The sequence below is a fragment of the Jiangella muralis genome, from assembly GCF_001270745.1.
In the GTDB taxonomy this organism is placed as follows: Bacteria; Actinomycetota; Actinomycetes; order Jiangellales; family Jiangellaceae; genus Jiangella; species Jiangella muralis.
In genome coordinates this window covers 48396-74011 of sequence record NZ_KQ434755.1, presented here as the reverse complement: position 1 = coordinate 74011, position 25616 = coordinate 48396, and the positions used below count along the sequence as shown (strand labels likewise).

Genomic DNA, 25616 nt, shown 5'->3' with positions numbered 1-25616 from the left:
CACGCCGTGATGTCGATGCCGGCCTTCGCCGAGATCCCCAGACGGGAAGGGCTGCGGGTGAGCGTCGCCCGCGCCCTGCGCGAGGCCATCGTCTCGGGCGAGATGGAGCCCGGCACGGTGTACTCCGCACCGAGTCTCGGGCAGCGCTTCGGGATCTCCGCGACGCCGGTGCGCGAGGCGCTGCTCGACCTACTCGGCGAGGGCCTGGTGTCGGCGGTGCCGAACAAGGGGTTCCGCGTCGCCGAGCTGTCCGACCAGGACCTCGACGAGATCACCGACCTGCGCCTGCTGCTCGAGCCCCCGGCCGTACGCCGCGCGACCGCGTCGATCCCCCGCCACGACGTTCCAGCCCTGCGCGGACTCGCCCAGGAGATCGCCGGCCGGGCGAGCGCCGGCGACCTGATCGCCTACAACGAGGGCGACCACCGCTTCCACGTCCGGCTCCTCGACTACGCGGGCAACCAGCGCCTCGTCGACCTGATCTCCCAGCTCTGCTACAAGACGCGCCTGGCCGCCCTCGCCCCGCTCGTCGAGCAGGGCGCCCTCGTGCCCGCCGCCGCCCAGCACCTCGAGCTCGTCGACCTGATCGAGGCGGGCGACGGCGCGGCCGCCGAGGCGCTGATGGAGCGCCACCTCCGGCACCCGTAGGCGCCGCCCGGGCGTCGCGGGTCTCCCACGCCACCGCGCGTGGATGAGGGATTCGCGTAGCCAGGGCAGCACACATCCATCACCCATCGACGCCGCCGCTCTCTCAGGCGCCACCGGCCTGGGCGCCCAGGGCCGCCAGGACCTCGGCGTCCAGCGGGATGTCCGCGATGCGGTACGCCGGGGGCGTCTCGCCCATGAGGTGACGGACGAGGTAGTCCCAGCGCCGCCGCAGCCAGTACTCCTGATGCACCAGCAGGGAGTGCTCGGCGTTCGGGACGATGAGCAGGTCGAAGTCCCTGTTCGCCGCGATCAGCGCGTCCACCAGCCGCATCGTCAGATGCGGCGTGACGTTGTCGTCCATCTCGCCGTGCACCAGGAAGAGCCTGCCCTTCAGGTTGCCGGCGAGCGAGGCGTTGGAATGGGCCCCGTAGTCGAACTCGCCGGGTCGCCCGAAGAACTTCTCTCCCCACCACGCGTGGTAGGTCTTGTCGTCGTGGTCGCCGGAGGACGAGACCGCGACCTTGAAGAAGTCGGGGGCCTGCAGCAGCGCCCTCGTGGACCCGAGCCCGCCGCCGGAGTGGCCGAAGATGCCGGCGCGGTCCAGATCCATCCACGGCCGGGTCTCGGCGAGCTGCGTGATCGCCGCGACATGGTCGTCGACGTACTGGCCGGCGCCGTGCAGGCGCTCGTGGTCCTGGAACGCCTTGTGCCGCAGCGCGGTCCCCCGTGCGTCGACGGCGACGACGGCGAAGCCGAGCGCGGCGAACACGTGCCCGTTGCGCGATCCGGTCAGGGCGCCGCCGGACAGCGGGAACCGCAGCGGCGTGGTCGACACCTGCGGGCCGGCGTAGATCTCGTCGAGGACGGGGTAGCGCTGCGACGGGTCGAAGTCGAACGGCGTGTAGATGGCGCAGTAGATGTCGGTCACGCCGTCGGCCGCCTTGACCACGACGCGTTCCGGCGGTGTCCAGCCGGCGGCGTAGAGAGCCGACGCGTCCGCCTGCTCCAGGTCCAGCACCACCTCGCCGGTGGTCCCGTCGCGCAGCACCGACACGGCGGGGACGTCGATCCGGGACGTGACGTCGACGAAGTACTTCCCGGACCTCGACGGCAGGCAGTCGTGGTCGAGTCCACCGGAGGTGATGGCCGTGATCTCGCCACCGTCCAGCGACACCGAGTAGAGCTCCTGCAGGTAGATGTCGGCACCGGGCTCACGACCGGCCGCGGTGAAGACGACCCGCCGGGCCCGCTCGTCGACGCCGACGATCCGGCGGACCAGCCAGTCACCGGAGGTGACGGTGGTGACCGCGCCGTCGGGGGCGTGCAGGTACAGGTGGCCCCAGCCGCTGCGCTCGGACCACAGCAGCACCTCCCCCGTCTCCAGGACGGTGACGTTGCGTTCGTGGTGGTGGGGCGCGTACAGGATCTGGGTCTGGCTGGTCTCCTCCACGAGCACGGTGTCCGCGCCGGTCGCCGGGTCGAGCTCGCGGACCCTCGACGTCGTGTCGCCACGGTCGCCCCACACCCAGTGGATCTTGGTGCCGTCGTCGTTCCACCAGAGGAACCCGTAGGCGATCGTCGGCACGAACGGTGTCGGGATCGGTCCAGCCGTCGACCATGTCCCCTTCCCCGTCGCCACGTCGACGACGAGGAACTCGGCCGTGGCGATCTTCTCGTCGCCGACCAACGGGTAGTGGTAGCTCATCGGCCTGGGACGCCCGCCGTCGGCGGGGGTGGAGCGGACCAGGTGCATGAGCTCGACGCCGCGCTGATCGAGCCGGTGGGTGACGAACCGGGTCGAGTCCGGCGACCACACCACCTGCGGCGGCAGGGTGAAGCCGAGGTTCTCCTGCATCACCCGCGACGCGACCGCGTCGTTCATCGAGCCGTAGGAGTAGGACTCGACGCCGTCGGTGGTGAGCCACCGCTCCTCGTCGGTCGACGTGTCGCGGACGTACAGGTTGTGGTCGCGCGCGCCCACGGACCAGCGGCCGTCGGGAGAGCGGACCTCGGCCGGGTGGGCCGGCCCGACGACGATCGCCGCATAGGTGTCGAGTGAGACCTCGATGCGCTTGTCGCCGACGACGACCTGCACCGCCTCGTCGACGAGGTCGATCGCGACGAACGGCAGCGCGGCCGGATCGACGTCGTCGTCGACGACACCGCTGAGCGACTTCGCCAGCCGGGCATGGTCGAACGCCGGCTTCTTCGTGCCTGCCACCGCGTCGACCAGGACGAACTCCGACCCGTTCGCCGTCGTCCTGCGGTACCAGAACGTCTCGGTGTCGCGGATCCAGACCGGGCTCACCCGCGGCGCGTCGACCAGCTTCTTGAAGTGGTGCGGCAGCAGTGCCTCGGCCCGGGCGTAGCGGGCGGCAAGATCCATGGTCACGATATCCACTCCTCGGGTCATCCGACGTACCGGGCGCCGCTGAAGAACTGCGGCCCCTGACCTGATCCGATCTGCCCGATACCGCTGCTGCCCCACATGCCCATCACGGGGTCGGAGTCAGGCGGACCGTAGGGCGAGTTCAACCGCACCAGGCCGGCGCGCAACCGGCGGCCCACGGCACGGGCGGCATCGCGATCACTGGCGAACACGTAGCCGGCCAGGCCGTAGGAGTGGTCGTTGGCGATGGTGACCGCCTCGTCCAGATCCCGATACGTCCGGACCAGCAGCGCGGGTCCGAAGATCTCCTCGCGGAGGTCCGAGGCACCGTCGGCGAGCACCACGGCCGGCGCGGCGAAGTGGCCCCCGGACTCCGGCACCTTCCCGTATCGGCGCACCTCGCAGCCGCGCGCGGCGAACTGGGCGAGCTGCTCCTCGACCCGGCGGCGATGCGGCTCGTGTGCCAGCGGACCCAGCTGGGTGGCGGGGTCGGCCGTGACACCGATGGTCACCGCGCCGAGGGCGGTCGCGAACGCGGCCAGGTATCCCTGCGCCTCTGCCTCGGGGACGATGAGCCGTCGCGGCGCGACGCAGTACTGCGAGTTCAGCGTCAGCATCGCCGTGACGACGTGCTCGGCCACCGTCGCCGGGTCCTCACCCGGAAGCACCACGGCCGGGTTGTTGCCGGACAGCTCGAGGTCGACGGGTTTGAGCTGCGCCGCGCAGGCCTGCGCCACGGCGGTGCCACCGGCCACCCCGCCGGTGTAGGAGACGGCGGCGACGCGCTCGTCGCTGACCAGGGAGGCACCGACCGAGCTGCCGCCGTGGACGATCTGCACGACACCCGCGGGCAGGGTCGCCTGGACCGCCTCGGCGAAGATCCCGGTGAAGTGCGGCGCCCACTCCGACGGTTTGATGATCACCGGGCAGCCGGCCGTCAGGGCGTCGGCGGTCTTGACCATCGCCAGGTGGGCCGGGGCGTTCCACGGGAGGAACACCGCGGCCGGGCCCCACGGCAGCCGCCACTGGTCGCTCGCACCGGCCGACGTGGCCTGCTCGGCGTGGCCGAACCCCTCCTCGATCTGCGCCGCGCCGGCATCCAGGAGCATCGCCACGGCGCCCGCGAACGCGGTGATCGTCGCCTGCGGCACCCCCGTGTCCTGGGCGTCGGCCCGGGCGATGTCGGTGACGCGGGCCTGCAGCTCGAGGCGCAGGGCTCGCAGGGCCGCGGCGCGTTCCGCACGCGGCAGCCCGAACCAGGTTCCGTCGGTGTGCGCGGCCCACGCGGTGGCCAGGGCCGCGTCGACGCTCGCGGCGGAGCTGGCCAGTTGCGGGTGCAGTTCCCGCCCGGTGTCGGCGTCGGTCAGGACCGGGTCCAGGGTGTCCGCCGGGAGCGCGGCCGTCGTGCCCACGAGTTCCCGGATCGTGCAGTCGTGGCCGCTCACGAGGTGCTCCCGTCACGCATCGATGCCGCGACCTTCTCGCCGACGAGGATCGCGGTCAGGTTGGTGTTCGCCCGTGGCACCCACGGGAGGATGCTCGCGTCGGCCACGCGCAGGCCGTCGACGCCGAGGACGCGGCCGTGTGGGTCGACCACGGCATCCGGGTCGCCGGGCGCGCCCATGCGGCACGATCCGGTCGCGTGCACCGTGTCGGACACGGCGGCGAGGGCGAACCGCGCGAACTCGTCGTCGGACATGGTCTCGGCCGGATCGGCGCTCACGGAGCCGACACCGCTGAGGCTCATCGCCGACGCGATCGACCGCAACTCCGGCTGCGCGGCGAAGGACCGCAACTCGTCGGTCACGGCGCGGAACCTGCGCAGGTCGTCGGGGTGGGACAGCAGGTCGAAGTCGACCAGCGGGTCGGTGGCCGGGTCGGTGGAGGCCAGCCGGACCGATCCGGTCGAGGTGACCCGGTTGACCCAGCCGACGACGCCGGCGGCCGGCACGCCGAGGCCCAGCGCGCCCGTCACCGCGATCATGGCGTCGTTGACCTCGCCCCCGACGCCGGTGGTGAACCGGACGCAGACCTGGCCGCGCATGGGCACACCGCGGTAGTCGACCTCCTGATGCAGACCGAGGCCCAGCGCGATGCTCGGATGGTCCTGCAGGCCGCGCCCGACCGGAAGGTCGGCGACGGGATCGACGCCGGCGTCGCGCAGCTCGCCGGCCGGGCCGACGCCCGAGCGCAGCAGCACCGCCGGCGAGTGGATGGCGCCGGCCGCCACCACGACCTCGGCGGCGCGGAACTCGACCGGCTCACCGGCGACGATGGCCCGCACGCCGGTGACCCGGCTACCGCTGAACAGGATGCGGTCGACCAGCGTGTCGCCCACGACCCGCAGGCCGGGACGGTCGCGCGCCGGTTCGAGGTACCCGTCGTTGGTCGAGACCCGGACGGTGCCGAAGCTGTTGAGCGCGTAGGGCGACACCCCGGTCGAGCCCGGCGCGTTGTGGTCCGGCGCCCACGGGTGGCCCAGCCTCCGGGCGGCCTGGTCGACGGCCGCGTCGACGGCGGCGAAGTCCTCGTGCCGCGGACGGGTGATCGGGATCGGCCCGTCGCCGCCGTGGTACGCCTCGTCGCCGAAGTCCAGGTCGTTCTCGAGCCGGCGCAGCAGCGGCAGGACGTCGTCGTGGCCCCAGCCGGCGCAGCCCCGCGCGGCCCAGCCGTCGAAGTCCTCGACGGTCGCCCGGATCGCGAACAGCCCGTTGACCGCGGAGCTGCCGCCGACGCCGCGGCCGCGCGCGTACGGCAGCCGGTCCTGCGCAGGCGTCCGGGCCGCCAGCAGCCCCGGGAACATGTGCGTGTTCAGCAGGGTCGCGGTCGGCTGGACGATCATCGGCTCGATGCTGCGGATCTCCGGGAGCGCGTCGGCCGACCGGTAGTCGGGACCGGCCTCCAGGACGAGCACCCGGCGGCCGTCGTCCTCGGTCAGCCGGGAGGCCAGTGCCGCGCCCGCGGAACCGGCGCCGACGACGATGACGTCGTACCCGGGATCGTTCACGGCTGTGCCTCCCCGCGGCCGCCCAGGTGTTCGGCGAAGTGGCGTTCGACGGTGCGGAACATCGTCATGACGTTCTCCGGGTTCTGGAAGCCGTGCCCCTCGTCATCGGCGACGAGGTACTCGACGGCGACGCCGCGGGAGCGCAGCGCCTCGACGATGGCGTCGGACTCCGCCTTGACCACGCGGACGTCGTTGGCGCCCTGGACGACCAGCAGTGGCGTCCGGATCCGGTCGACCATCGTGATGGGCGAGCGGGCCAGCAGGTCCGCCTCCTGCTCGGGGTCGGCCGGGTCGCCGCAGTAGAGCAGGAAGTTGTTCACCATCTGCGGATGCAGGAACTCCGGCAGCGTGCGCATGAAGTTCGGCAGGCTGGAGATGCCGCAGTAGTCGACCGCCGCGGCGAAGTAGTCCGGCGTCACCGTGATGCCGACGAGCGCCGAGTACCCGCCGTACGAGCCGCCGAAGATGCCGATGCGCGCAGGGTCGGCATAGCCCTGCTTCACCGCCCAGTCCGCGGCGTCGATGACGTCGTCGTGCATCGCGCCGGCGAACTCCTTGATGGCCGCCGTCATGTGCCGCCGGCCGTAGCCCGACGACCCGCGGAAGTTCACCTGGAGCACGGCGTAGCCGCGGCTGGCCAGGAACTGCGCGGTCGGGTTGTAGCCCCACACGTCGTGGAACCACGGGCCGCCGTGCAGGAACAGCACCAGCGGCAGGCCCGTGGGCTCGACGCCGACCGGCAGGGTGAGGAAGCCGTGCAGGGGCAGCCCGTCCCGCGCCGCGAACGCGGCGGGCGTCATCGGTGCCAGCGCGGCGGGGTCCAGCCGCGGATACGGCCGGAACAGCAGCCGGCTCTCGCCGGTGCCGTGGTCGTAGAGGTAGGTCAGGCCCGGCTCGCGGTCGTGGGCGAACGTCGCCACCCACAGCCGCTCCGAGTCGTCCGACGACAACCCGGCCAGTACCCCGTCCGAGAGCCGCGACAGCGCCGCGTACACGTCGGCGAACCCCGGGTCCACCACGTGGATCAGGGGACGGTCGCCGACGAACCGGGCCGCCAGCACCTCACCGGTGCGCCGGCTGGTGAACAGGGTCGGCGGCGCTGCCGGTGAGACGGCCTCGGCGACGCACAGGCTGAGCCCGGGCAAGCCGGCCACGACACTCTGCTCGCCGGTCGCGATGTCGACGCGGACCAGCCGCAGGTCGTCGGAGTCCTGGTACGACCCGACGAGCAGGCCGCCGCCGTCGGGGGTGATCCGGGCCGGGTGGACGCCGAGCGGGTGCTCCGGACCGTCCTGCCGGTGGAACAGCCGCCGGTGCCCGGTCGCGGCATCGACGGCGTGGTACTCGAACGTCCCGTCGCCGGCCTGCGACTGGGCGACGACCTCGCCGCCGGGCCCGAAGACGAACCCGCCCCTGCGGTCCGGGTTCTCCCGGTGCAGCACCGTCTCGCCGGTGGCGACGTCGATGCGGAACACGTCGACGTCCAGCGGCCGGCGGTTCATCGACACGAGGACGCTGCCCGGCACGGCCTTGAACGGTTCGACGTGCATCACCCGCGACCCGCGCGCCATGGGCGTCAGGTCCGCCGCGGGCTCCGTCGGCGCGTCGAGGTCCACCCGATACAGGTGCCAGTCCTCGTTGCCGTCGGTGTCCTGCAGGTACAGCAGCCAGCGCGGGTCGTCGGTCCAGAAGTAGCGCCGGATGCCGCGCCGGCCGTCGTGCGTCACACACACCGCGCCGGCGTGCTCCTCGTCGATGCCGCGGACCCAGACGTTCGTCCGCCCGCTCCACGGCGCCAGGTAGGCGAGGCGCGTCCCGTCGGGCGAGATCGACGCGCCGGAGAACTCCGGGTCGGCGAACAGCTCCTCGACCTGGATCAGCCCGGGGGCGTTCATGCCGACCGCCCGCCGAGGTGCTCGGCGAGGAAGCGGTCCATGGCCCGGAACATGCCGACGAGGTTCTCGGGGTTCTGGAACCCGTGGCCCTCGTCGTCGGCGACGATGTACTCGACCGCGACCCCTCGCTCACGGAGGGCGCCGACGATGTTGTCGGCCTCCGCCTTGACGACCCTGGAGTCGTTGGCGCCCTGGACCACCAGCAGCGGGGTGCGGATGCGGTCGACCATGGTGATCGGCGAGCGCGTGAGCATGTCGGCCTCGTCCGCCGGGTCCTCGGGGTCACCGACGTAGCGGTACCAGCTGTTGCCGATGAGCGGTTTCAGGAACTCCGGCAGCGTGCGCATGAAGTTCGGCAGGCTGGAGATGCCGACGTAGTCGACGGCCGCAGCGAAGAAGTCCGGGGTGACCGTGACGCCGACGAGCGTCGAGTAGCCGCCGTAGGACCCGCCGTAGATCCCGATGCGGGCCGGGTCGGCGTAGCCCTGCTCGACGGCCCAGTTCGCCGCGTCGATCAGGTCGTCGTGCATCGCGCCGGCGAACTCCTTGATCGCGGCGGTGATGTGCTTCGCGCCGTACCCGGACGAGCCGCGGAAGTTGACCTGGAGCACGGCGTAGCCGCGGTTGGCCAGGAACTGGATCTGCGGGTCGAACCCCCACGAGTCGTGGCACCAGGGCCCACCGTGCACCTTCACGATCAGCGGCAGGCCGGTGGGCTCGACGCCGACGGGCAGGGTGAGGAACGCGTGCAGCGGCAGCCCGTCACGCGCCGCGAACGCGACCGGTGTCATCGGCGCCAGCTCCGCCGGGTCAAACCGCGGGTGGGGCCGGAACAGCAGCCGGCTCTCCCGCGTGCCGTGGTCGTAGTAGTAGGTCAGGCCCGGCTCCCGGTCGTGCGCGAACGTCGCGACCCACCGCTGTTCCGTCTCGTCCGACGAGACCGCCGCCAGCACACCGTCGGACAGCTTCGACAGCTCCGCGTACACGTCCGCGAAGTGCGGGTCGAGCACCAGGAGCTCCGGCCGCTCGCCCACGAACCGCGCGGCCAGGACCTCGCCGGTGCGCCGGCTGGTGAACAGGGTGGGCGGATAGGTGCGCGAGACGTAGCCCATGGTGCAGAGGCTGTGTCCGTCCATCGCGGCGACCACGGTCTCGGCGCCGGTCCCGGCGTCGACCCGGACCAGGCGCAGGTCGTCGGTGCCCTGATAGACGCCGACGAGCAGGCCCTTCCCGTCGGCCGCGACGTGCGCCGGGTAGACGCCCATCGGATACTCCGGGCCGCCGATCCGGTGGAACGGGCGCAGCTCGCCCGTCTGCTCGTCGACCGCGGAGAACTCCCACACGCCGGCCTCGGCGATCCGCGAGTAGAAGACCTCGCCCGCCCGGCCGAACAGGAAGTGCCCCGCGGACTCGGGGTTCTCCCGGTGCAGGGTCGTCTCACCGGTGGCGATGTCGACCCGGAACGCGTCGACGAACATGTGCCGCCGGTTCATCGACACCACGACCGTGCCCGGCAGCGACGACAGCGGCGACACGTCCATGACCCGGGACCCGGGCGGCAGCGGCGTCAGGTCGACGGCCGGCTCGTCCGGCGCGTCGAGGTCCACCCGGTAGAGGTGCCAGTCCTCGTTGCCGTCGGTGTCCTGCAGGTACAGCAGCCACCGCGGGTCGTCGGTCCAGTAGTAGGTCTTGATGCCGCGGCGCGCGTCGTGCGTGACGCACACGGCGTCCTCGTGCTCCTCGTCGACGCCGCGGACCCAGACGTTGGTCCGCCCGCTCCACGGCGCCAGGTAGGCGAGGCGCTTCCCGTCGGGCGAGATCGACGCGCCGGAGAACTCCGGGTCGGCGAACAGCTCCTCGACGTCGATCACCCTCGGTGCGGCCATGAGGTGCTCACCTCGCCGTCTCGGGCCGGGCCCGCTCGAGCATCGCCAGATAGGAGCCGCCGGTGACGAGGTCCAGCTCGGCCTGGCTCAGACCGCGCTCGGCGAGGCCGCCGACGAGGTTGCCGAGGCGGCTGGCGTCCTCCATGCCCTCGGGCCCGACGGCGTAGACGTCCGGGCCGATCTCGTTCAGGCCGTAGGCGTTGTCCGGGTCGGCCTGCTTGAGGCCGGCCGAGATCATCTCCATGGGCGAGCCCGAGTAGTCCGCCCCGATCGCCAGGTGCTCGGCGCCGACCAGGTCGTAGATGTGCATGGCGTGGTCGAGCACGTCCGACAGCGTCGCCCGGTAGGGGTCCTCGGTGACGTAGCCGCGGTAGGTGGTGATGCCGATGACGCCGTTGCGCGCGGCCACGGCCTTGATCTGCTCGTCGGTCAGGTTGCGCCGGTGCGGGGAGACGGCGTCGGCGTTGGCGTGGGAGACGAAGATGTCGCCGTCGTAGATGTCCAGCGCGTCCCAGAACGACCCCCGGGACATGTGGACGAGGTCCACCATGAGCGGCAGCGACTTCAGCTCCTTGAGCACCTGCTTGCCGAGGTGGCTGAACCCGCCCTCGCCGAAGCGCTCGTTGCAGCCGGTGCACAGCAGGTTCTGCATGTTGTGCGAGAACGTGAACGTGGTGACGCCCAACTGGGACATCGTCTCCAGCGCCTCGAAGTCGCCGACCAGCGGGCCGTACCCCTCGAACGACATGAACAGGCCGAACGACCCCTCGGGACGGTTGTCGAAGTCGGCCCTGGACGTACAGAACGTGATCTCGCCCTCCGAGCCGCGGACCTCGGACAGCAGCATGCCGACCGTGGGCCAGTCGGAGACCTGCATGATGGCCCCGGTCAGGCCGCCGGCCCGCCACGACTCGAGGTAGTTCTCGCGCAGGATCTGGGCGTGCGGGTCGGCCCTGTGGCCCGACATCACGTGCGCGATGGTGGGGCCGACGTAGATGTTGATCATCTCGTTCCTCCTTCTGGCGCTGACGAGCCCGCCGCGGCCAGGACGCGGGCGTAGAAGTCACGCTCGGCCTCGAGCGCGTGGACGAGGTTCTCGGCCTTCGCGAACAGGTGGCCCTCGCCCGCGTAGACGTGGTGCTCGTGGTCGACGCCGCGCTCACGCAGCACGACGGCGATCGCCTCGGCCTGGTCGGCGGGGACCACGTTGTCGGCCTCTCCCTGCAGCAGGATCAGCGGTGCCGTGATGTGCTCGGCCGCCGTGACCGGCGACCGCTCGGCATAGAGGTCCTTCGCCTCCGGCAGCGGGCCGATCAGCGAGTCGAGGTAGCGGGACTCGAACTTGTGGGTGTCCGTCGCCATCTTGTAGGCGTCGGCGACGCCGTTCATGCTGCCGCCGGCCGCGAACACGTCGCGGAAGGCCATGGCGCACAGCGTCAGCCAGCCGCCGCCGCTGAGGCCACGGATCACCAGCCGCGACCCGTCGGCCAGTCCCTTGGCCACGAGGTACTCGGCGCCCGCCACGGCGTCGTCGACGTCGACCACGCCCCAGGTGCCCTTGAGAGCGTCGCGGTAGGCGCGTCCGTACCCGCTGCTACCGCGGAAGTTGAGCTCCAGGTAGCCGTACCCGCGGCTGTTCCAGTACTGCTGGCGCAGGTCGAGCACCGGCACGACGTGGCCGGTGGGGCCGCCGTGGCAGTTGACGATCAGCGGCGGCGGGCCGTCGACCGGCACGGTGGGCGGGTACCAGAAGGCGTGCGCCACCGCCCCGTCGGTCGTCGGATAGGTGATCGCCTCCGGCACCGCGATGGTCTCGGGCGCCTGGGTGCCGTTGTCGCGCACCACCTCGCCGGCGCCGCCGGCGGCCGGGTCGAGCAGGACCACCGCGGGAGCGTGCCGGTATCCGGCGGCGATGACGGCGATCCGGTCGCCGACGACGGTCGGCGAGACGAACTGCGTGTACGGCGTCGCGATCTCGTCCAGCCGGCCGTCGGGGTGCCGGACGCCCAGGTGCTCGACGCCGTCGATCGTCCACTTCACCACCAGCCGCCCGTCGGCGAAGACGTCGAGGCTGCGCAGGCCGAGGAACCACACGGGCCCGCCCATGTCGGCCTCCATGCCGGCCAGGACTCCCGCGGCGCCGTGCTGGTAGACGTTCCACCAGCCGGTGCGGTCACTGAGGAAGAGCAGCTCGCCGTCCGGCGTCCAGGTGGGCTCCAGGACGGACTCGGCGGCGGACCCGGCGACGCGCGTCGCCGTGACGAGGCCCGCGGACGTGAGATCGGCGACCCACAGCTGCGTGCCGTCCCACGGCATCTGCGGGTGGTCCCAGGTGATCCAGGCGATCCTGGTCCCGTCGGGCGACACCCGGGGCGAACCCACGAAGTCGTGGCCGCCGTCGAGGACGACCGGGTCCCCGGCGCCGTCCAGGCGGACCCGCACCAGCTCGTTGGCGATGCGGCCGTCGTCGTGGTGCTTCTCGCGGACGGCGTAGACGTGCTCGCCGCTCACCACGAAGTCGCTCCATCGGACCGTCTTGCCGGGCGCCGCCGGTGTCACGGCGACGCCGCGCCGCACGCTGTGGATGCGCTGGTCCTCGCTGTCGCACAGCAGCACCTCGCCGTCCGGAGCGACGCCGTACGGGATGCCGCCGTAACCGACGATGTTGCTGCTCGACCGCCCCGGCGGGGTGAGGTCGACCGGCTCCGCCCCCGGTTCCCAGCGGACCACGACCGTGCGGGCCTCCGCCGGTCTCGTCTCGGTCCACAGCAGGGCGTCGCCGTCACCGCGTAGCCAGTTGAACGCCCTGGCCGGCGCGAACACGTCCGCCGCGGACAGCGCGCCGGCCGTCATGCACCGATGCCTGTCCGGACGGAGGTGAGGAACTCCACCAGGTCGGCGCGCGTCTGGGCCAGCGACGGCTCATGCAGGTAGATCATGTGCCCGGACTCGTAGCGCTTCTTGGTGACGTTGCGCGCGACGTCCGGGTGCAGACGCAGGTGGTCGAACGTCAGCTCGGCCGGGAAGAACGGCGTGCCGAGGTCGTAGTAGCCGCTGAGCAGGAACACCTTGAGGTTGGGTGAGCGGTACATCGCTCCGCGCAGCAGCGTGGCGACCTCGAGCTGGGGCGTCCAGATCCCCATCTGCTCGCTCTCGCGGTGCTTCCACTTGAAGCGCGGCCGGATGTGCCGGTACAGCAGCGGCCGGTCGGCTTCCCAGCCGAGATCGGACCGCAGGTACTTGGTCAGCGCGGCCGTCGCCGCGCCGGTCGGCGCCGTGTAGCTCGGGTCGTTCTCGAACGCCTCGCCGGCGGAGTCGGAGTCGACGCCGGTGAAGCGGGTGTCGAGCCGGCCGACGGTGCGTCCCCGGTCGCGCAGCAGCTCCTTCATGAACCGCCAGAGGGTCACCCGCAGGTTCGCCCGGAGGAAGTACTCGGCCGAGATGCCGGTCAGCTCGTGGAGCCGGTTGGCGATGCGCTGCTCCTCCGCGGCGGTGAGCCGGCTGCCCTTCAGCAGGGCCACCGAGTAGTCGTTCAGGGCGAAGTCCTCGGCCTCCGCGACGACCGTCGTCAGGTCGCCGGAGATGACGCCGTGGTAGACGGCGGTCGCGGCGTAGCTGGGGAGCTGGCCGACCGGGCCGTTGTTGACGCCGACGCCGAAGGTCGTTCCCGCCACGTCCATGAGCGAGGACAGCAGGATGACGCCGTCGACGAACAGTCCGGGTCCCTGCTGCAGGTAGTCGGCCACCGCCGGCGCCCGGAGCGTCCCGTAGCTCTCGCCGAACAGGACGATCGGGCTGTCGCCGCGGCCCTCACGCGCGATGAACTCCAGCACGAAGTCCCCGACCACGGCGGCGTCGACCTCGATCCCGTAGAACTCCTTGGGATCCACGCCGGGGGCGGTCCGGCTGAAGCCGGTGCTCGGCGGGTCGAGGAACACCAGGTCGGCCACGTCCAGGAGCGAGTGCTCGTTCTCCCGCAGCTCCCAGCGCGAGACATCGACCAGCGGGTCGCCCTCGAACACGACGCGGCGCGGGCCGTAGCTGTACATGTGCAGCCAGATCGTCGACGAGCCCGGGCCGCCGTTCCACACGAACACCAGCGGACGCTTCTGGGTCGACGACACGCCGTCGCGCAGGTAGGCGGTGTAGAAGATGGCGACCTTCGGCTTGCTCTGCTCGTCGTCGTCGTGCATGACCATGCGGCCGGTCTTCGCCGTGTACTGGATCCGCTCGCCGCCGATGGTGACGGCGTGCTGGCTGACGAACTGCTGGTCCTCCAGCGGCTTGGCGTCCGCGACCTTGTCGGTCTCGGCGGCGGTGGGCTCAGTGGTCGCGGCTTCCGGCATCGATGTCTCCCAGGGATCGGCGGTGTTTGGACTGTACGACTATGGCAATAGAGCGTCAATAGTGTGTGCTTTAGATTGAGCTAGTGCAGTGGGCCTGAAGGGAGACACCCATGGGCGACGCGGAGGCGGTGGTGCGCCGGGTCCGCGACCGCACGCCGTTCTACGTCGTGCGCGTCGGAGCCGAGGCCGGCGGCCGCCCCACCGCTGACCTGCGTGACCCCGACGTCGCCGTCGCGCTGATCGGCGAGCTGGGCCGGCGGATCGGCGCCGCCGAGGTCCGCGTCGCCGTCTCCGCCCTCTTCCTCGGCTACGCCTCCCGGCTGTGGTGTCTCGCCATCGGCACCGCCGAGCTCACCGGCCGCGGTCTCGACCTGGACCCCGGCGCCCTGGGCTGGTCCAGCTCCCGGGGCACGCTGACGCTGCACTGCCGCGCGCCGCGCCTCGGCGCGACGCCCGCCGAGGAGGTGGTCGACCGGCAGCTGACGCCGCTGGTCCGCGCCTGGAGCCGCCTGGATCGCTCCCGGCGCCCTGTGGGGCAACGCCGCGTCGGCCGTGCGTGGCGCAGGCACCGTCCTGGGCCCCGCGTCGATGTCGCTGGCCGAGGAGGCGCTCGCTCACCCGCTGCTGGCCGGCCGGCTCGACCCGAGCACGTACCGGCGGCGCAGCTGCTGCCTCTTCTACCGAGCCCGGCCCGGCGCCTACTGCGGCGACTGCCCACTGACCCGGCACGCCTCGGCACGTTGAACGGTGACCATTCAGGGTCCGGCTTGATCCGGCGCGGCGAGCCGCAACGGCGTGCCTGAACCAGTGCACCAAGCTTCCGCGAGGTCGCTGCGGCGACAGCGCGCCTCCACATGGCCACAGCACGACGATGCCGCGGCTCATCGGTCCGTCGCGCCAGCAGCAACGGTGTGAGATCACTGCACCTGATGGGTGGCAGCACTGTCGCCCTGACAACAGCAACGGCACCCACATCCGGCAGCGATCCCACACCGTCGAGCACGGCCGGCTCGTCGCTCGGTGACCGCGACGGCAGCGGCGGCCGCCGCTGCGAGGTTGTCGGTGCCCGCCCGTAGGGTGGGCCACCCACCCAAACCGGGCGGGGCATGCCACCACCGGGTTCCGGGCGAGGCCCGCCAGCACCCAGTTCCGGGCCGGTCAGGCCGGCGTCGGCGGCGTCCATCAGGGCTTCGACGGGCGCGACCGCTCGAGCATCCGCAGGTAGGACTCCCCGCAGACCAGGTCGACCTCGTCGGGGGTCAGGCCCCGCTCGGCGAGGCCGGTGGCGATCGCGCCGAGGTTGCTGGCGTCCTCCAGGCCCTCCGGGCCGTACGTGTACAGCTCGCGGCCGCGACCCTTGATGCCGTGGGCGCCGTCGGGGTCGATCATGTCCAGCACGGGCAGCAGCATCTCGACCGGCGACTCGCAGTAGTCGGCGCCGATGCTGAGGTGCTCCGGCCCCACCATGTCGTACATGTACATCGCGTGGTCGAGCAGGTCGGACAGCGTGGCCTTCAGCGGCTCCGGCGACACGTAGCCGCGGAAGGTGTTGAGCCCGATTGTGCCGTTGCGCTCGGCGACCGCCTTGATCTGCTCGTCGGTGAGGTTCCGCGGATGCGGGCAGAGCGCGTCGGCGTTGGAGTGCGACACGAACAGATCGCCGTCGTAGAGGTCCAACGCGTCCCAGAACGACGCCCGCGACATGTGGACGAGGTCGATCATCATCGGCGACGACTCGAGCTCCTGGAGCGTCTGCTTGCCGAGGTGGCTGAACCCGCCCTCGCCGAAGCGCTCGTTGCTGCCGGTACACAGCAGGTTCTGCAGGTTGTGCGAGAACGTGAAGGTGGTGATGCCGAGTTCGGCCAGCGTGTGCAGCGCCTCGAAGTCGCCCGCGAACGACCCGTGGCCCTCCAGGGAGAGGAACAGGCCGAACGATCCCTCCGGGCGGTTGTCGAAGTCGGCCCGCGTCCTGCAGTACGTGATCTCGCCCTCGGACCGGCTGATCTCCGCGAAGTAGGCGTTGATGGACGACCAGTTCGAGACCTGCACGACGGCGGCCTCGAGACCCCCCGCACGCCACCGCGGGAGGTAGGTGGAGCGCAGCACCTCCGCCCTGTTGCCCGGGACGCCGTGGTGGGCCATGACGTCGTAGATGACGCCGCCGACATAGCTGTTGATCACGGTGTTTCCTCCATTCGATCGGCCTAGGGGGTGTCCCCTAGCCGCGCGTCGCTGCCATCTCGTCGGCGTCGCCGGTGACGAGCCACTGGCCATCCGGGCGCGGGACGGAGTTGAGCAGTTGGGCGGTGTACTCGACGCTCGGGTTGTCGAGCACCGACTCGGTCGGCCCGGACTCGACGACCTTGCCGTGGTGCATGACGTAGAGGTACTCCGAGGCCTGCCGCACGATGGACAGGTCGTGGGTGATGAACAGGCAGCTGATCCCGCGTTCGGTGCGGACCTCCTGCAGCAGGTTCAGGATCTGCGCCTGGACCGACATGTCCAGCGCCGACACCGGCTCGTCGCAGATCAGCACCCGGGGCTCCACCGCCAGCGCCCGCGCGATCGCGACGCGTTGCCGCTCGCCGCCGGACAGCGACGACGGACGCCGCTGGGCGTAGCTCGCCGAGAGGCCGACGGACTCCAGGAGCTCGGCGACCCGGCCCTCGACGTTCCCGCCGCCGCGGTCGTGGGTGGTGATCGCCTCCTTGAGCGCCCAGCCGATGGTCCGCATCGGGTTGAGGCTGGAATAGGGATCCTGGAACACGGTCTGCACGGTCTGCCGGAGCTTGCGGCGGTCGCGCGGGGTCAATGCGCTCCAGCTGCGGACCGGAATGCCGTCGATCACGATCTCGCCGCCGGACGGCGACTCGAGCCCGACCAGCATCCGGGCGATCGTGGTCTTGCCCGACCCGGATTCCCCGACGATCCCGACGCTCTCGCCCTCGCGGACCGAGATCGACACGTCGTCGACGGCGGTGACAGTGCGGCCACCGCTCTCGAAGACCTTCTCGATGTTCACGATGTCGATCAGCGCACCGTCGGAGCGGCCCTCGGCCGGCACCACCGCACGTTCCTCGCTCTTGCTGAGCAGCGCGGCCATCTCGGCCCCGATCTCCGGCAGCCGGATACAGCGGGAGTGGCGGTCCTCGCCCACCTCGGCCAGTGCCGGCACACCGTCCCGGCAGGCGTCCTCGGCCCAGCGGCACCGGGAAGAGAACGAGCAGCGGTCCTGCACGTCGGCGGCCGACGGGACCGAGCCCGGGATGGCGACGAGCTGGCGCACCCGGCGGTCGGCCGGGGGTTCGGACAGCAGCAGTCCCTGCGTGTACGGATGCAGAGGTCGCTCGCGCACGTCGTCCGCCCGGCCCGTCTCGACCAGCGATCCCGCGTAGAGGACCTGGATCCGGTCACAGGTGGCGAACGCGACCCGCAGGTCGTGGGTGATGAGGATCAGGGCCATGCCTCGCGCCGCTTGGATCCTCTTGATCAGGGCCAGGACCTCGCGCTGCGTCACCACGTCCAGCGCCGTGGAGGGTTCGTCCGCGATCAGGACCTTCGGGTCCCGGGCCAGCGCGGCGGCGATCGCGACGCGCTGGCGCATGCCGCCGGAGAGCTGGAACGGGTACCGCTCGACGACCGACTCATCGGTGATGCCCACCTCGGCGAGCCGCCGTATCGCCTCGGCGCGCCGCTCGGCGCGGCTCAGCCGCCGCTCGGGGAGCAGCGACTCCTCCAGGATCCGGCCGCAGCGCATGACCGGGTTCAGCATCGTGAACGGGTCCTGCATGATCATGCCGATCTGGCGGCCCCGGATGCTGCGCCACTGCCGTTCGGACAGCCCGAGCAGGTTCTGGCCGTCGAAGCGGGCGGTTCCGCTCGCGACGACCCCCTCGGGCAGGAGGCCGATCAGGGCCTTCGCGCTCATCGACTTCCCGCTGCCGGACTCGCCGACGATGCCGATGCTCTCCCCCGCGGCCAGCTGCAGGTCCAGCGAGGTGACGATCGGGGCACCGATGTCGGTGCGCTCGATCCGCATCCCTTCGACCTCGAGGACGGGACGGCCGGCGGTGAGCGTGGGCTCGGTGTGGGGGCTCAACGGGCTGCTCCTCGCCTCGACATCTTCTCGTACACCCAGTCGCCGATCAGGTTCACCGCCGTGGCGGTGAGGGCGATGGCGATGCCGGGCGCGATGCTCGCGACCGGGTTGGTGAACAGCAGTGGCTGGTTCTCCGACAGCATCTGGCCCCAGTCGGGGGTGCCCGGCGCGGCGCCGAGGCCGAGGAAGGACAGGCCGGCGATGGCCACGAGCGACCCGGCGAAGATGATGACCGAGTTCGCGACGGCCGTCGCGGCGATGTTCGGCCAGATGTGCCGCACCATGATCCGGCCGTTCGACACGCCCAGGGTCTTCGCCGCCTCGACGTACGGACGCGGCACCTGCTCGAGCGTGGCGGCGCGCATGACGCGAGCGTCGGTGGGAATCGTGAGGATGGTCAGCAGCGCGACGGCCAGCCAGTAGCCTCCGCCCAGCGCACCGGCCACGACGATGATGATCAGCAGCGACGGGATGGCCACCATCAGGTCGACCCAGCGCATCAGCAACGAGTCGACGAGCCCGGCGCGGTAGCCGGCCAGGAGTCCGAGCAGGTTGCCGCACACCATGGCGACGACGGCGATGACCAGCGGCCCCATGATCGCGGACCGCGCTCCGGCCAGCATCCGGGAGAACACGTCACGTCCCAGGCCGTCGGTGCCGAGCCAGTGCTCGGCGCTCGGCGGCGCCAGGCTGCCGAGCACGTCCTGCTGGGACGGGTCCTGGGGCGCCAGGGCCTCGCCGAAGACCGCCACGAGCAGGACCAGCGCCATGAATCCGAGGCACAGGCCGATCAGGAGCGGCGGACGGCTCTTCATCCGGCGCCTGGTCAGCTGCCGCGGCGCCGTGACGGCTGCTTCGGTCATGCCGACCTCCCTTCGAAGCGGATCCGCGGGTCGATCGCCACGTAGGCGAGGTCCGCGAGCAGGTTGGCCAGCACGATCAGCACCGCGATGAGGATCGCCAGGGCCTGGATCATCGGCATGTCACTGCTCTGGGCGGACTGCACCAGAAGCTCACCGATGCCGCCCAGGGAGAAGGTCGCCTCCACGAACACGGCCCCGGCGAAGAAGAACGCGAGCAGGGCCCCGGAGACCGTCACCACGGGGATCAGCGCGTTCCGGAACGCGTACCGGAACAGCACGTGTCCCCAGCTCAGACCCCGGGCCCGGGCGAACATGATGTAGTCCTGATCCAGCACGTTGATCATCGAGGCGCGGGTGTGCCGCAGGAGGAACGCCGCGACGCACAGGGCGAGGGCCAGCGCCGGCAGGGTCAGGTGCCACAACTGGTCGAAGAACCCCTCGCCGCGACCGGCGGCCGGGAAGATCGGCACCAGGACGGCGAACAGGTACAGGAGCAGGATCCCCATCACGAACGGCGGCGTGCTCAGCGCCACGACCGCTCCCGCCACGAGGCCGCGGTCGAGCAGCTTCCGCTGGCGCAGGGCGGCGATGATCCCGGGGACGACGCCGAGGAGCACCGTCAGGACGTAGGCGTAGACGGCGAGGAACGCCGACGGTCCCAGCCTGATCCCGATCTCGTCGGTGACCGGCAGCGTCGTCAGCGTTGATTCGCCGAAGTCGAACACCAGCGCGTCCTTCAGCCACAGCCAGTACTGGGTGAAGAACGGTTCGTCGAGGTGGTACCGCTCCGTCAGCAGTTGCACCAGCTCCGGTGTGGCCGGCTTGCCGCCCAGATAGGCGTCGACCGCGGTGCCCGGGGCGATGTGAACCAGGGAGAAGACGAGGAACGACAGGATCGCGACCAGGACCACCAACGCGACCAGGCGTTTGCCGATCATCAGCAGGATGGCGCGGCCGGTCATCGCGGCACCACGTTCAGCAGCCAGGGGAAGTTCATCCAGAAGCTGTCGTACTCGACGATGTCGTAGTCGGCCGACGCGTAGGTGTTGCCCTCCGCGTACACCGGCACGTAGGGGACGTCCTCGGCGACCCGCTTCGACAGCTCCGTGTAGATCCGCAACCGCTCGGCCGGGTCCTGTTCCAGCAGTCCCTCGTTGAGCAGCTCCTTGACCTCCGGCGGCGTGTAGTGGGCCAGGTTCAGCCCGATCGGCTCACCCGCGTCGTCGGTGTCCAGGAAGAGCGAGTCCCAGTCCGGGTCGGGCGTACAGGCGCCCGTCTCGGTGAAGGTGAGCATCGGCTCGTCCTCGGAGATCATCCCGAACCACGCGGTGTCCGGGACGACCTTGACCGGGGCGTCGATACCGATCTGGGCCAGCTGGGCCGAGATCACCTGGGCGACGGCGGAGGAGGCGCCGGGGATGGTGAGGTCATAGCTGAACCCGTCCGGGACCGACGACTGCGCCAGCTCGGCCTTGGCGGCCTCGACGTCGAACGGATAGGTCTCGACCTCCTCCAGCGCCGCCTCGACCTCGTCGGAGGACCCGAGCGACTCGAAGAGCTGCGGGGAGATCAGCGTGTGCAGCGGCGCCCCTGCCTGTCCCTGGGTGGCGGCGATGATGTCGTCGCGGTTGATCGCGTGCGCCACCGCCCGGCGGACGTGGATGTCGTCCCATGGCTCGGTCTGCGTCGGCATGCTCACCAGCGCCGTCGCGCAGGTGGCCGTCGTGTAGGTGCTCGCCGTGCCGGCGGCGGCCACGAAGCCCTCGGGCTCAGCGATTCCTGGAGCGATGTCGATCTCACCGGCCCGCATCGCCAGGGCCATGCTGTTGTTGTCGGTGAAGAACTTGACCGAGACCCGGTCGATCGGCGGCTTCCCGCCCCAGTAGCCCTCGTAGGCCGACAGCTCCATCCCGCTGGTGGGGTTGAGGCTGTCGAGCTTCCACGGGCCGGTCCCCACCGCCAGGGTGGCCGGGTGCCCGAACTCCTCTCCGGCCTGCTCGGCGTGCGCCTTCTGGTAGACGGCCGCGTAGAACATCGCGGGCACGTACTGCCACGACGCGTCCGGCTGGTGCAGCGTCACCCGGACCGTGTACTTGTCGGGCGCCTCGATGCCGGCGACAGCGGCGAAGATCGTGCTGGTCCCGCCGGACGACGGCGCCATCCGGTCCCAGGAGTACTTCACGTCCTCCGACGTCAGCTCGGTGCCGTCCCAGAACGTCACGCCCTCGCGCAGCGTGTACTCGTAGACGGTGTCGCTGACCTGCTTCCACTCCGACGCGAGCCACGGCTCGAGGTTCCCCTCGGCGTCGACCTGCAGCAGCAGCTCCAGCGCGTTGATGTTGACGGACATCCCCGACATGATGTTCTGCGCCGGGTCGACCAGCGGCACCTGGCCCGAGATGCCGACGGTGAGGTGCGCGACGTGCTCGCCCGACACCGGCTTCCCGGCGTTCACGTCCCTGGCCGTCGCGCCGGGGTGCTCGCCGTCGCCGCTGGCCGGGTCGTCGTCGGCCGGCCCGTTGCCGGCACACGCTGCCAGCACGGCCGCGCCGAGCAGACACGACACGACCCGCGCCCGGCGCCACCCCCTGTTCCTGGTCGATCCGGACATACGCTCACTCCTCGTCTGTGACCACGCCACGCGTGAACAGCAACGGGTTCGGATCCAGCAGAGCCTTCGTCTGCTTCGGGGACGGACCGCGCGTCCGGAGCTCCGGACGGCGCCGTCATTTCGGCACCAGGTTCAGCGCCCAGGGCAGGTTCATCCAGAAGTAGCTGTTGTATTCGGCGATGTCGTACGTGGTGGAGGCATACGTCGTCCCCTCGGCGAACAGGGAGATGTAGGGAACGTCCTCGGCGACCTGCTTCTGCAGGTCCGTGTAGATCCGCAACCGCTGCGCCGGGTCCTGCTCCAGCAGGCCCTCGGCCCACAGGGCGCTGACCTCCGGCGAGGAGTACTGGGCCATGTTCAGCCCGATCGGCTCACCGGACTCGTCGGTGTCGAAGAAGATCGAGTCCCAGTCCGGGTCCGGCGTGCAGGCGCCGGTCGCGGAGAACGTCAGCGGCCGGACGTCCTCGCGGAGGGCGGCGTACCAGGCCGTGTCCGGGAGGACCTCGACGGCGATGTCGATGCCGATCTCGCCCAGCTGAGCGGCGATCACCTCGGCGATGGCGGCAGACGAGGGCGGAACGGTGAGGTCGAAGTCGAACCCGTCCGGGACCGACGACTGGGCCAGCTCGGCCTCGGCGGCCTCCAGGTCGTACGGGTACGTCTCGATCTCCTCCAGCGCGGTCTGGACCTCCTCCTCGGTGCCGAGCGTCTGGAGCAGCCGCGGGGAGATCGCGTACACCGCGGGTCCGGCCGCGGCCCCCTGGGCGGCGGCGACGATGTCGTCCCGGTTGATCGCGTGTGCGACCGCGCGGCGCACGTGCACGTCGTCCCACGGGGCGCGCCGCATCGGCAGGCTCATCCTGGCGGTGCCGCAGGTCTCCACCGTCGTGACGGTGTTGCCGCCGGCGGCGGCGTCGAAGCCGGTCGGCCCGCTGACGACCGGCGCGATGTCGATCTCACCGGCCCGCAGCGCCAGCGCCATGCTGTTGTCGTCGGCGAACGACTTCACCGAGATCCGGTCGATCGGCGGCTTGCCGCCCCAGTAGCCCTCGTAGGCCGACAGCTCCATCCCGCTGGCCGGGTTGACGCTGTCGAACTTCCACGGGCCGGTCGCCACCAGCAGGGTGCCCGGCTGGCCGAAGGCGTCGCCGGTCTCTTCGGCGAACTTCTTCTGGAAGATCACCGAGTACCACATGGCCGGCGTGTACTGCCACGACGCGTCCGGCTGCGTCAGCGTGACCCGCACCGTGCCGGCGTCGACGGCCTCGACGGTGTCGACCGCCGCGAAGTACGTCGCTCGCCGGCTCTCCGGCGCCCGCAGGTGGTCCCAGGAGTACTTGACGTCCTCCGCGGTCAGCTCGGTGCCGTCCCAGAACGTGACGCCCTCGCGCAGCGTGTACTCGTAGACGGTGTCGCTGACCTGCTCCCACTCGGTCGCGAGCCACGGCTGGAGCTCGCCGTCCGGGTCGATCCGCAGCAGCGGCTCCAGGCCGAGCTGGTTGACGTTGAGACCCGCTTCCATGTTGTCGGCCGGGTCGACGAGCGTCACCTTGCCGGGGATGCCGACGTCGAGCTGCGCGATGTGCTCGTCCGAGACCGGTGCGCCCGGATCCACCGTCCGCGCGGTGTCCGCCGGCCGCTCACCGTTCCCGGCCGCACCGTCGCCGTCCTCACCCGCGGGGCCGTTCCCGGCACATGCCGCGAGCAGCGCCGTGGTGAGCAGACAGGACACGATCCGCGCCCGGCGTCCGCGCCATCCCCTGGTTCTCGTCGTTTCGGACATGCGCTCACTCCTCGTCTCGCGACCACAGGCGTTCGACCGGCAACGGACCCACTACTCGGGGACGAGGTTCAGCACCCACGGCAGGTTCGACCAGAAGCTGCTGAACTCGACCAGGTCGTAGTCGGTCGAGCCGTACGTGTTGCCCTCGGCGTAGAGCGGCACGTAGGGAACGTCCTCGCCCAGGTGGGTGAGAACCTCCGCGTAGATCCCCAGCCGTTCCTTCGGGTCCTGCTCGAGCAACCCGTCGGCGAGCAGCTGTGTCACCTCCGGCGGCGCGTACTCGGCGAAGTTCAGTCCGACCGGTTGCCCGGCCTCGTCGGTGTCCATGAACAGGGAGGCCCAACTCGGGTCCGGCGAGCAGGGACCGGTCTGGAAGAACGTGAACGGCTTCTCGTCCTCGCCGAGGGCGGCGTAGTACGCGGTGTCCGGGAGTACCGCGACGGTGATGTCGATGCCGATCTCGCCCAGCTGGGCGGCGATCACCTCGGCCATCGCGGCCGAGGCCGCCGTGACCGTGAGGTCGTAGCCGAACCCGTCCGGGACCGACGACTGCGCCAGCTCGGCCTCGGCGGCCTCCAGGTCGAACGGATAGGTCTGCACCCCGTCCAGCGCCGCGTCGATCTCCTCGTCGGAGCCGAGTGGCTGCAGCAGCCGCCGCGAGATCAGGTGCTCGGCCGGTCCGGCCGCGGCGCCCTGGGCCGCCGCGATGATGTCGTCCTGGTTGATCGCGTACGCGACCGCCCGGCGCACGTGCACGTCGTTCCACGGCTCGCTCTGCGTGGGAATGCTGAGCAGCGTGTTGGCACAGGTCTCCACCGTCGTGACCGTGTTGCCGCCGGCGGCGGCGTCGAAGCCGGTGGGGCCGGCCACCGTCGGGGTGATGTCGATCTCACCGGCCCGCAGCGCCAGCGCCATGCTGTTGTCGTCGGCGAAGGCCTTGATCGAGATCCGGTCGACCGGGGGCTTGCCGCCCCAGTAGCCCTCGTGCGCCGACAGCTCCATGCCGGTCGCCGGGTTGACGCTGTCGAACTTCCACGGGCCGGTCGCCACCAGCAGGGTGCCCGGCTGGCCGAAGGCGTCGCCGGCCTGCTCGGCGAACTTCTTCTGGAAGATCACCGAGTACCACATGGCCGGCGTGTACTGCCATGACGCGTCCGGCTGCGTCAGCGTGACCCGCACCGTGTACGGATCCACGACCTCGATGGTGTCCACCGTGGCGAAGTAGTTGGCCCGCCGGCTCTCCGGCGCCCGCAGGTGGTCCCAGGAGTACTTGACGTCCTCGGCGGTCAGCTCGGTGCCGTCCCAGAACGTCACACCCTCGCGCAACGTGTACTCGTAGACGGTGTCGCTGACCTGCTCCCACCCAGTGGCCAGCCACGGCTGCAGCCGACCCTCCGGGTCGATCCGCAGCAGCGGCTCCAGGCCGAGCTGGTTGACGAAGAGACCCGACTCCATGTTCTCCGCCGGGTCGACGAGCGTCACCTTGCCGGCCAGACCCACGTTCAGGTGCGGGATCGGCTGGTCCGAGACCGGTGCGCCCGGATCCACCGTCCTGGCCGTCGAGGCCGGCCCGGCCCCGTCGCTGGCCGGATCCTGGTCGTCGCCACCGCCGCCGGCACACGCCGCGAGCAGCGCGACGCCGAGGACGCACGACATGATCTGCGCTCGTCGTCGTCCGCGGTTCGGAACACGGTTCGTCTCGGACATCTCAACACCATTCGGTTGTCGTGGCAGAGAATCCGCGTCCCTTCACGGGACTCCGCGAAGAGCCTGGTTTCTCGTCGCTCCGGCCTGTGTCTAGCTGGCCCATGTCGTAACGTGGAGCACAGCATTGTCTGATTGCTTATGCCTGTCAAGACCTAGTTAAGTGGTCCAACCCAAGCCTGAGGGAGGTAGTCGATATCCGGGCAACACGCCCGACTTCGGACCGATACCGCCCGCGCCACCTGCAGGTGGCCAGCGCCGTCCGGCCACCACGCCCGCAACCCGCGCGACACAGAGGGTTGATCTCTCGGGCCGATACGGATCTATGGCCTTAGGGTGAAATGGCACAGGACCCGGGCGAGGCGGACCGGCGGCACGCGCACCA

17 protein-coding genes are annotated in these 25616 nt (G+C 70.9%); 2 read left to right on the top strand and 15 right to left on the bottom strand.

Going from position 1 to position 25616, the window contains the following annotated elements:
• Positions 1–9 precede the first annotated feature (9 nt).
• Positions 10–648, top strand: coding sequence for a GntR family transcriptional regulator (locus ACW62_RS10690; RefSeq protein WP_053204332.1), 639 nt, complete (start codon positions 10–12; stop codon positions 646–648).
• A gap of 103 nt (positions 649–751) precedes the next feature.
• Here ACW62_RS10690 and ACW62_RS10685 read toward each other — a convergent pair whose 3' ends face one another.
• The 8 genes from ACW62_RS10685 to ACW62_RS10650 are packed head-to-tail and all read right to left on the bottom strand — an operon-like array spanning position 752 to position 14171.
• Positions 752–3034 carry a S9 family peptidase gene (locus ACW62_RS10685; protein ID WP_240477291.1) on the bottom strand — a complete coding sequence of 761 codons (2283 nt, stop codon included), beginning with the start codon at positions 3032–3034 and terminating at the stop codon, positions 752–754.
• A gap of 23 nt (positions 3035–3057) precedes the next feature.
• Entirely contained in the window at positions 3058–4482 is a 1425-nt protein-coding gene (locus tag ACW62_RS10680) for an aldehyde dehydrogenase family protein (RefSeq protein WP_053204099.1), read from the bottom strand.
• Entirely contained in the window at positions 4479–6044 is a 1566-nt protein-coding gene (locus ACW62_RS10675) for a GMC family oxidoreductase (RefSeq protein ID WP_053204098.1), read from the bottom strand. Before ACW62_RS10675 ends, ACW62_RS10680 begins: the two co-directional genes overlap by 4 nt.
• On the bottom strand, positions 6041–7939 hold the full coding sequence (locus tag ACW62_RS10670; protein WP_053204097.1) for a S9 family peptidase: 1899 nt from the start codon (positions 7937–7939) through the stop codon (positions 6041–6043). The genes ACW62_RS10675 and ACW62_RS10670 overlap by 4 nt, the downstream gene beginning before the upstream one ends.
• Complete coding sequence (locus tag ACW62_RS10665; RefSeq protein WP_053204096.1) at positions 7936–9825, bottom strand: S9 family peptidase; 1890 nt, start codon at positions 9823–9825, stop codon at positions 7936–7938. Before ACW62_RS10665 ends, ACW62_RS10670 begins: the two co-directional genes overlap by 4 nt.
• A gap of 7 nt (positions 9826–9832) precedes the next feature.
• The gene (locus ACW62_RS10660; RefSeq protein WP_053204095.1) at positions 9833–10831 is read right to left on the bottom strand and encodes a dipeptidase; all 999 of its coding nucleotides are present in this window, start codon (positions 10829–10831) and stop codon (positions 9833–9835) included.
• A complete protein-coding gene (locus ACW62_RS10655; protein ID WP_053204094.1) occupies positions 10828–12678 on the bottom strand; it encodes a S9 family peptidase in 1851 nt (616 codons plus the stop codon). The genes ACW62_RS10660 and ACW62_RS10655 overlap by 4 nt, the downstream gene beginning before the upstream one ends.
• Positions 12675–14171, bottom strand: coding sequence for a S10 family peptidase (locus tag ACW62_RS10650; protein WP_053204093.1), 1497 nt, complete (start codon positions 14169–14171; stop codon positions 12675–12677). Before ACW62_RS10650 ends, ACW62_RS10655 begins: the two co-directional genes overlap by 4 nt.
• Positions 14172–14281: 110 nt before the next feature.
• Between ACW62_RS10650 and ACW62_RS36740 the strand changes: the two genes are divergently transcribed.
• Positions 14282–14974, top strand: a complete 693-nt coding sequence (locus tag ACW62_RS36740; RefSeq protein WP_053204092.1) for a hypothetical protein — start codon at positions 14282–14284, stop codon at positions 14972–14974.
• 379 nt (positions 14975–15353) lie between these two features.
• On the opposite strand, the gene ACW62_RS10640 is transcribed toward ACW62_RS36740, so the two are convergent.
• The 7 genes from ACW62_RS10640 to ACW62_RS10610 all read right to left on the bottom strand — a co-directional run bounded on the left by ACW62_RS10640 (position 15354) and on the right by ACW62_RS10610 (position 25234).
• Positions 15354–16352 (bottom strand): dipeptidase, encoded by a 999-nt coding sequence (locus tag ACW62_RS10640; RefSeq protein WP_053204091.1) that lies wholly within the window; start codon positions 16350–16352, stop codon positions 15354–15356.
• Positions 16353–16389: 37 nt separating this feature from the next.
• Entirely contained in the window at positions 16390–18270 is a 1881-nt protein-coding gene (locus tag ACW62_RS10635) for a dipeptide ABC transporter ATP-binding protein (RefSeq protein WP_205629270.1), read from the bottom strand.
• Positions 18267–19133, bottom strand: coding sequence for an ABC transporter permease (locus ACW62_RS10630; protein WP_157574668.1), 867 nt, complete (start codon positions 19131–19133; stop codon positions 18267–18269). Before ACW62_RS10630 ends, ACW62_RS10635 begins: the two co-directional genes overlap by 4 nt.
• Positions 19130–20095 (bottom strand): ABC transporter permease, encoded by a 966-nt coding sequence (locus tag ACW62_RS10625; protein WP_053204090.1) that lies wholly within the window; start codon positions 20093–20095, stop codon positions 19130–19132. Before ACW62_RS10625 ends, ACW62_RS10630 begins: the two co-directional genes overlap by 4 nt.
• The gene (locus tag ACW62_RS10620; RefSeq protein WP_083459605.1) at positions 20092–21744 is read right to left on the bottom strand and encodes an ABC transporter substrate-binding protein; all 1653 of its coding nucleotides are present in this window, start codon (positions 21742–21744) and stop codon (positions 20092–20094) included. The genes ACW62_RS10625 and ACW62_RS10620 overlap by 4 nt, the downstream gene beginning before the upstream one ends.
• A 115-nt stretch (positions 21745–21859) precedes the next feature.
• Complete coding sequence (locus tag ACW62_RS10615; protein ID WP_157574667.1) at positions 21860–23527, bottom strand: ABC transporter substrate-binding protein; 1668 nt, start codon at positions 23525–23527, stop codon at positions 21860–21862.
• 51 nt (positions 23528–23578) lie between these two features.
• Positions 23579–25234, bottom strand: coding sequence for an ABC transporter substrate-binding protein (locus tag ACW62_RS10610; RefSeq protein WP_083459604.1), 1656 nt, complete (start codon positions 25232–25234; stop codon positions 23579–23581).
• Positions 25235–25616 lie beyond the last annotated feature (382 nt).

Bases quoted from the DNA above. Each gene is read 5' to 3' on its own strand.
- ACW62_RS10615 (WP_157574667.1), bottom strand. From the start codon at position 23,527: ATGTCCGAAACGACGAGAACCAGGGGATGGCGCGGACGCCGGGCGCGG.
- ACW62_RS10625 (WP_053204090.1), bottom strand. From the start codon at position 20,095: ATGACCGGCCGCGCCATCCTGCTGATGATCGGCAAACGCCTGGTCGCG.
- ACW62_RS10665 (WP_053204096.1), bottom strand. From the start codon at position 9,825: ATGGCCGCACCGAGGGTGATCGACGTCGAGGAGCTGTTCGCCGACCCG.
- ACW62_RS10630 (WP_157574668.1), bottom strand. From the start codon at position 19,133: ATGACCGAAGCAGCCGTCACGGCGCCGCGGCAGCTGACCAGGCGCCGG.
- ACW62_RS10655 (WP_053204094.1), bottom strand. From the start codon at position 12,678: ATGACGGCCGGCGCGCTGTCCGCGGCGGACGTGTTCGCGCCGGCCAGG.
- ACW62_RS10670 (WP_053204097.1), bottom strand. From the start codon at position 7,939: ATGAACGCCCCCGGGCTGATCCAGGTCGAGGAGCTGTTCGCCGACCCG.
- ACW62_RS36740 (WP_053204092.1), top strand. From the start codon at position 14,282: ATGGGCGACGCGGAGGCGGTGGTGCGCCGGGTCCGCGACCGCACGCCG.
- ACW62_RS10685 (WP_240477291.1), bottom strand. From the start codon at position 3,034: ATGGATCTTGCCGCCCGCTACGCCCGGGCCGAGGCACTGCTGCCGCAC.
- ACW62_RS10660 (WP_053204095.1), bottom strand. From the start codon at position 10,831: ATGATCAACATCTACGTCGGCCCCACCATCGCGCACGTGATGTCGGGC.
- ACW62_RS10650 (WP_053204093.1), bottom strand. From the start codon at position 14,171: ATGCCGGAAGCCGCGACCACTGAGCCCACCGCCGCCGAGACCGACAAG.
- ACW62_RS10690 (WP_053204332.1), top strand. From the start codon at position 10: ATGTCGATGCCGGCCTTCGCCGAGATCCCCAGACGGGAAGGGCTGCGG.
- ACW62_RS10620 (WP_083459605.1), bottom strand. From the start codon at position 21,744: ATGTCCGGATCGACCAGGAACAGGGGGTGGCGCCGGGCGCGGGTCGTG.
- ACW62_RS10610 (WP_083459604.1), bottom strand. From the start codon at position 25,234: ATGTCCGAGACGAACCGTGTTCCGAACCGCGGACGACGACGAGCGCAG.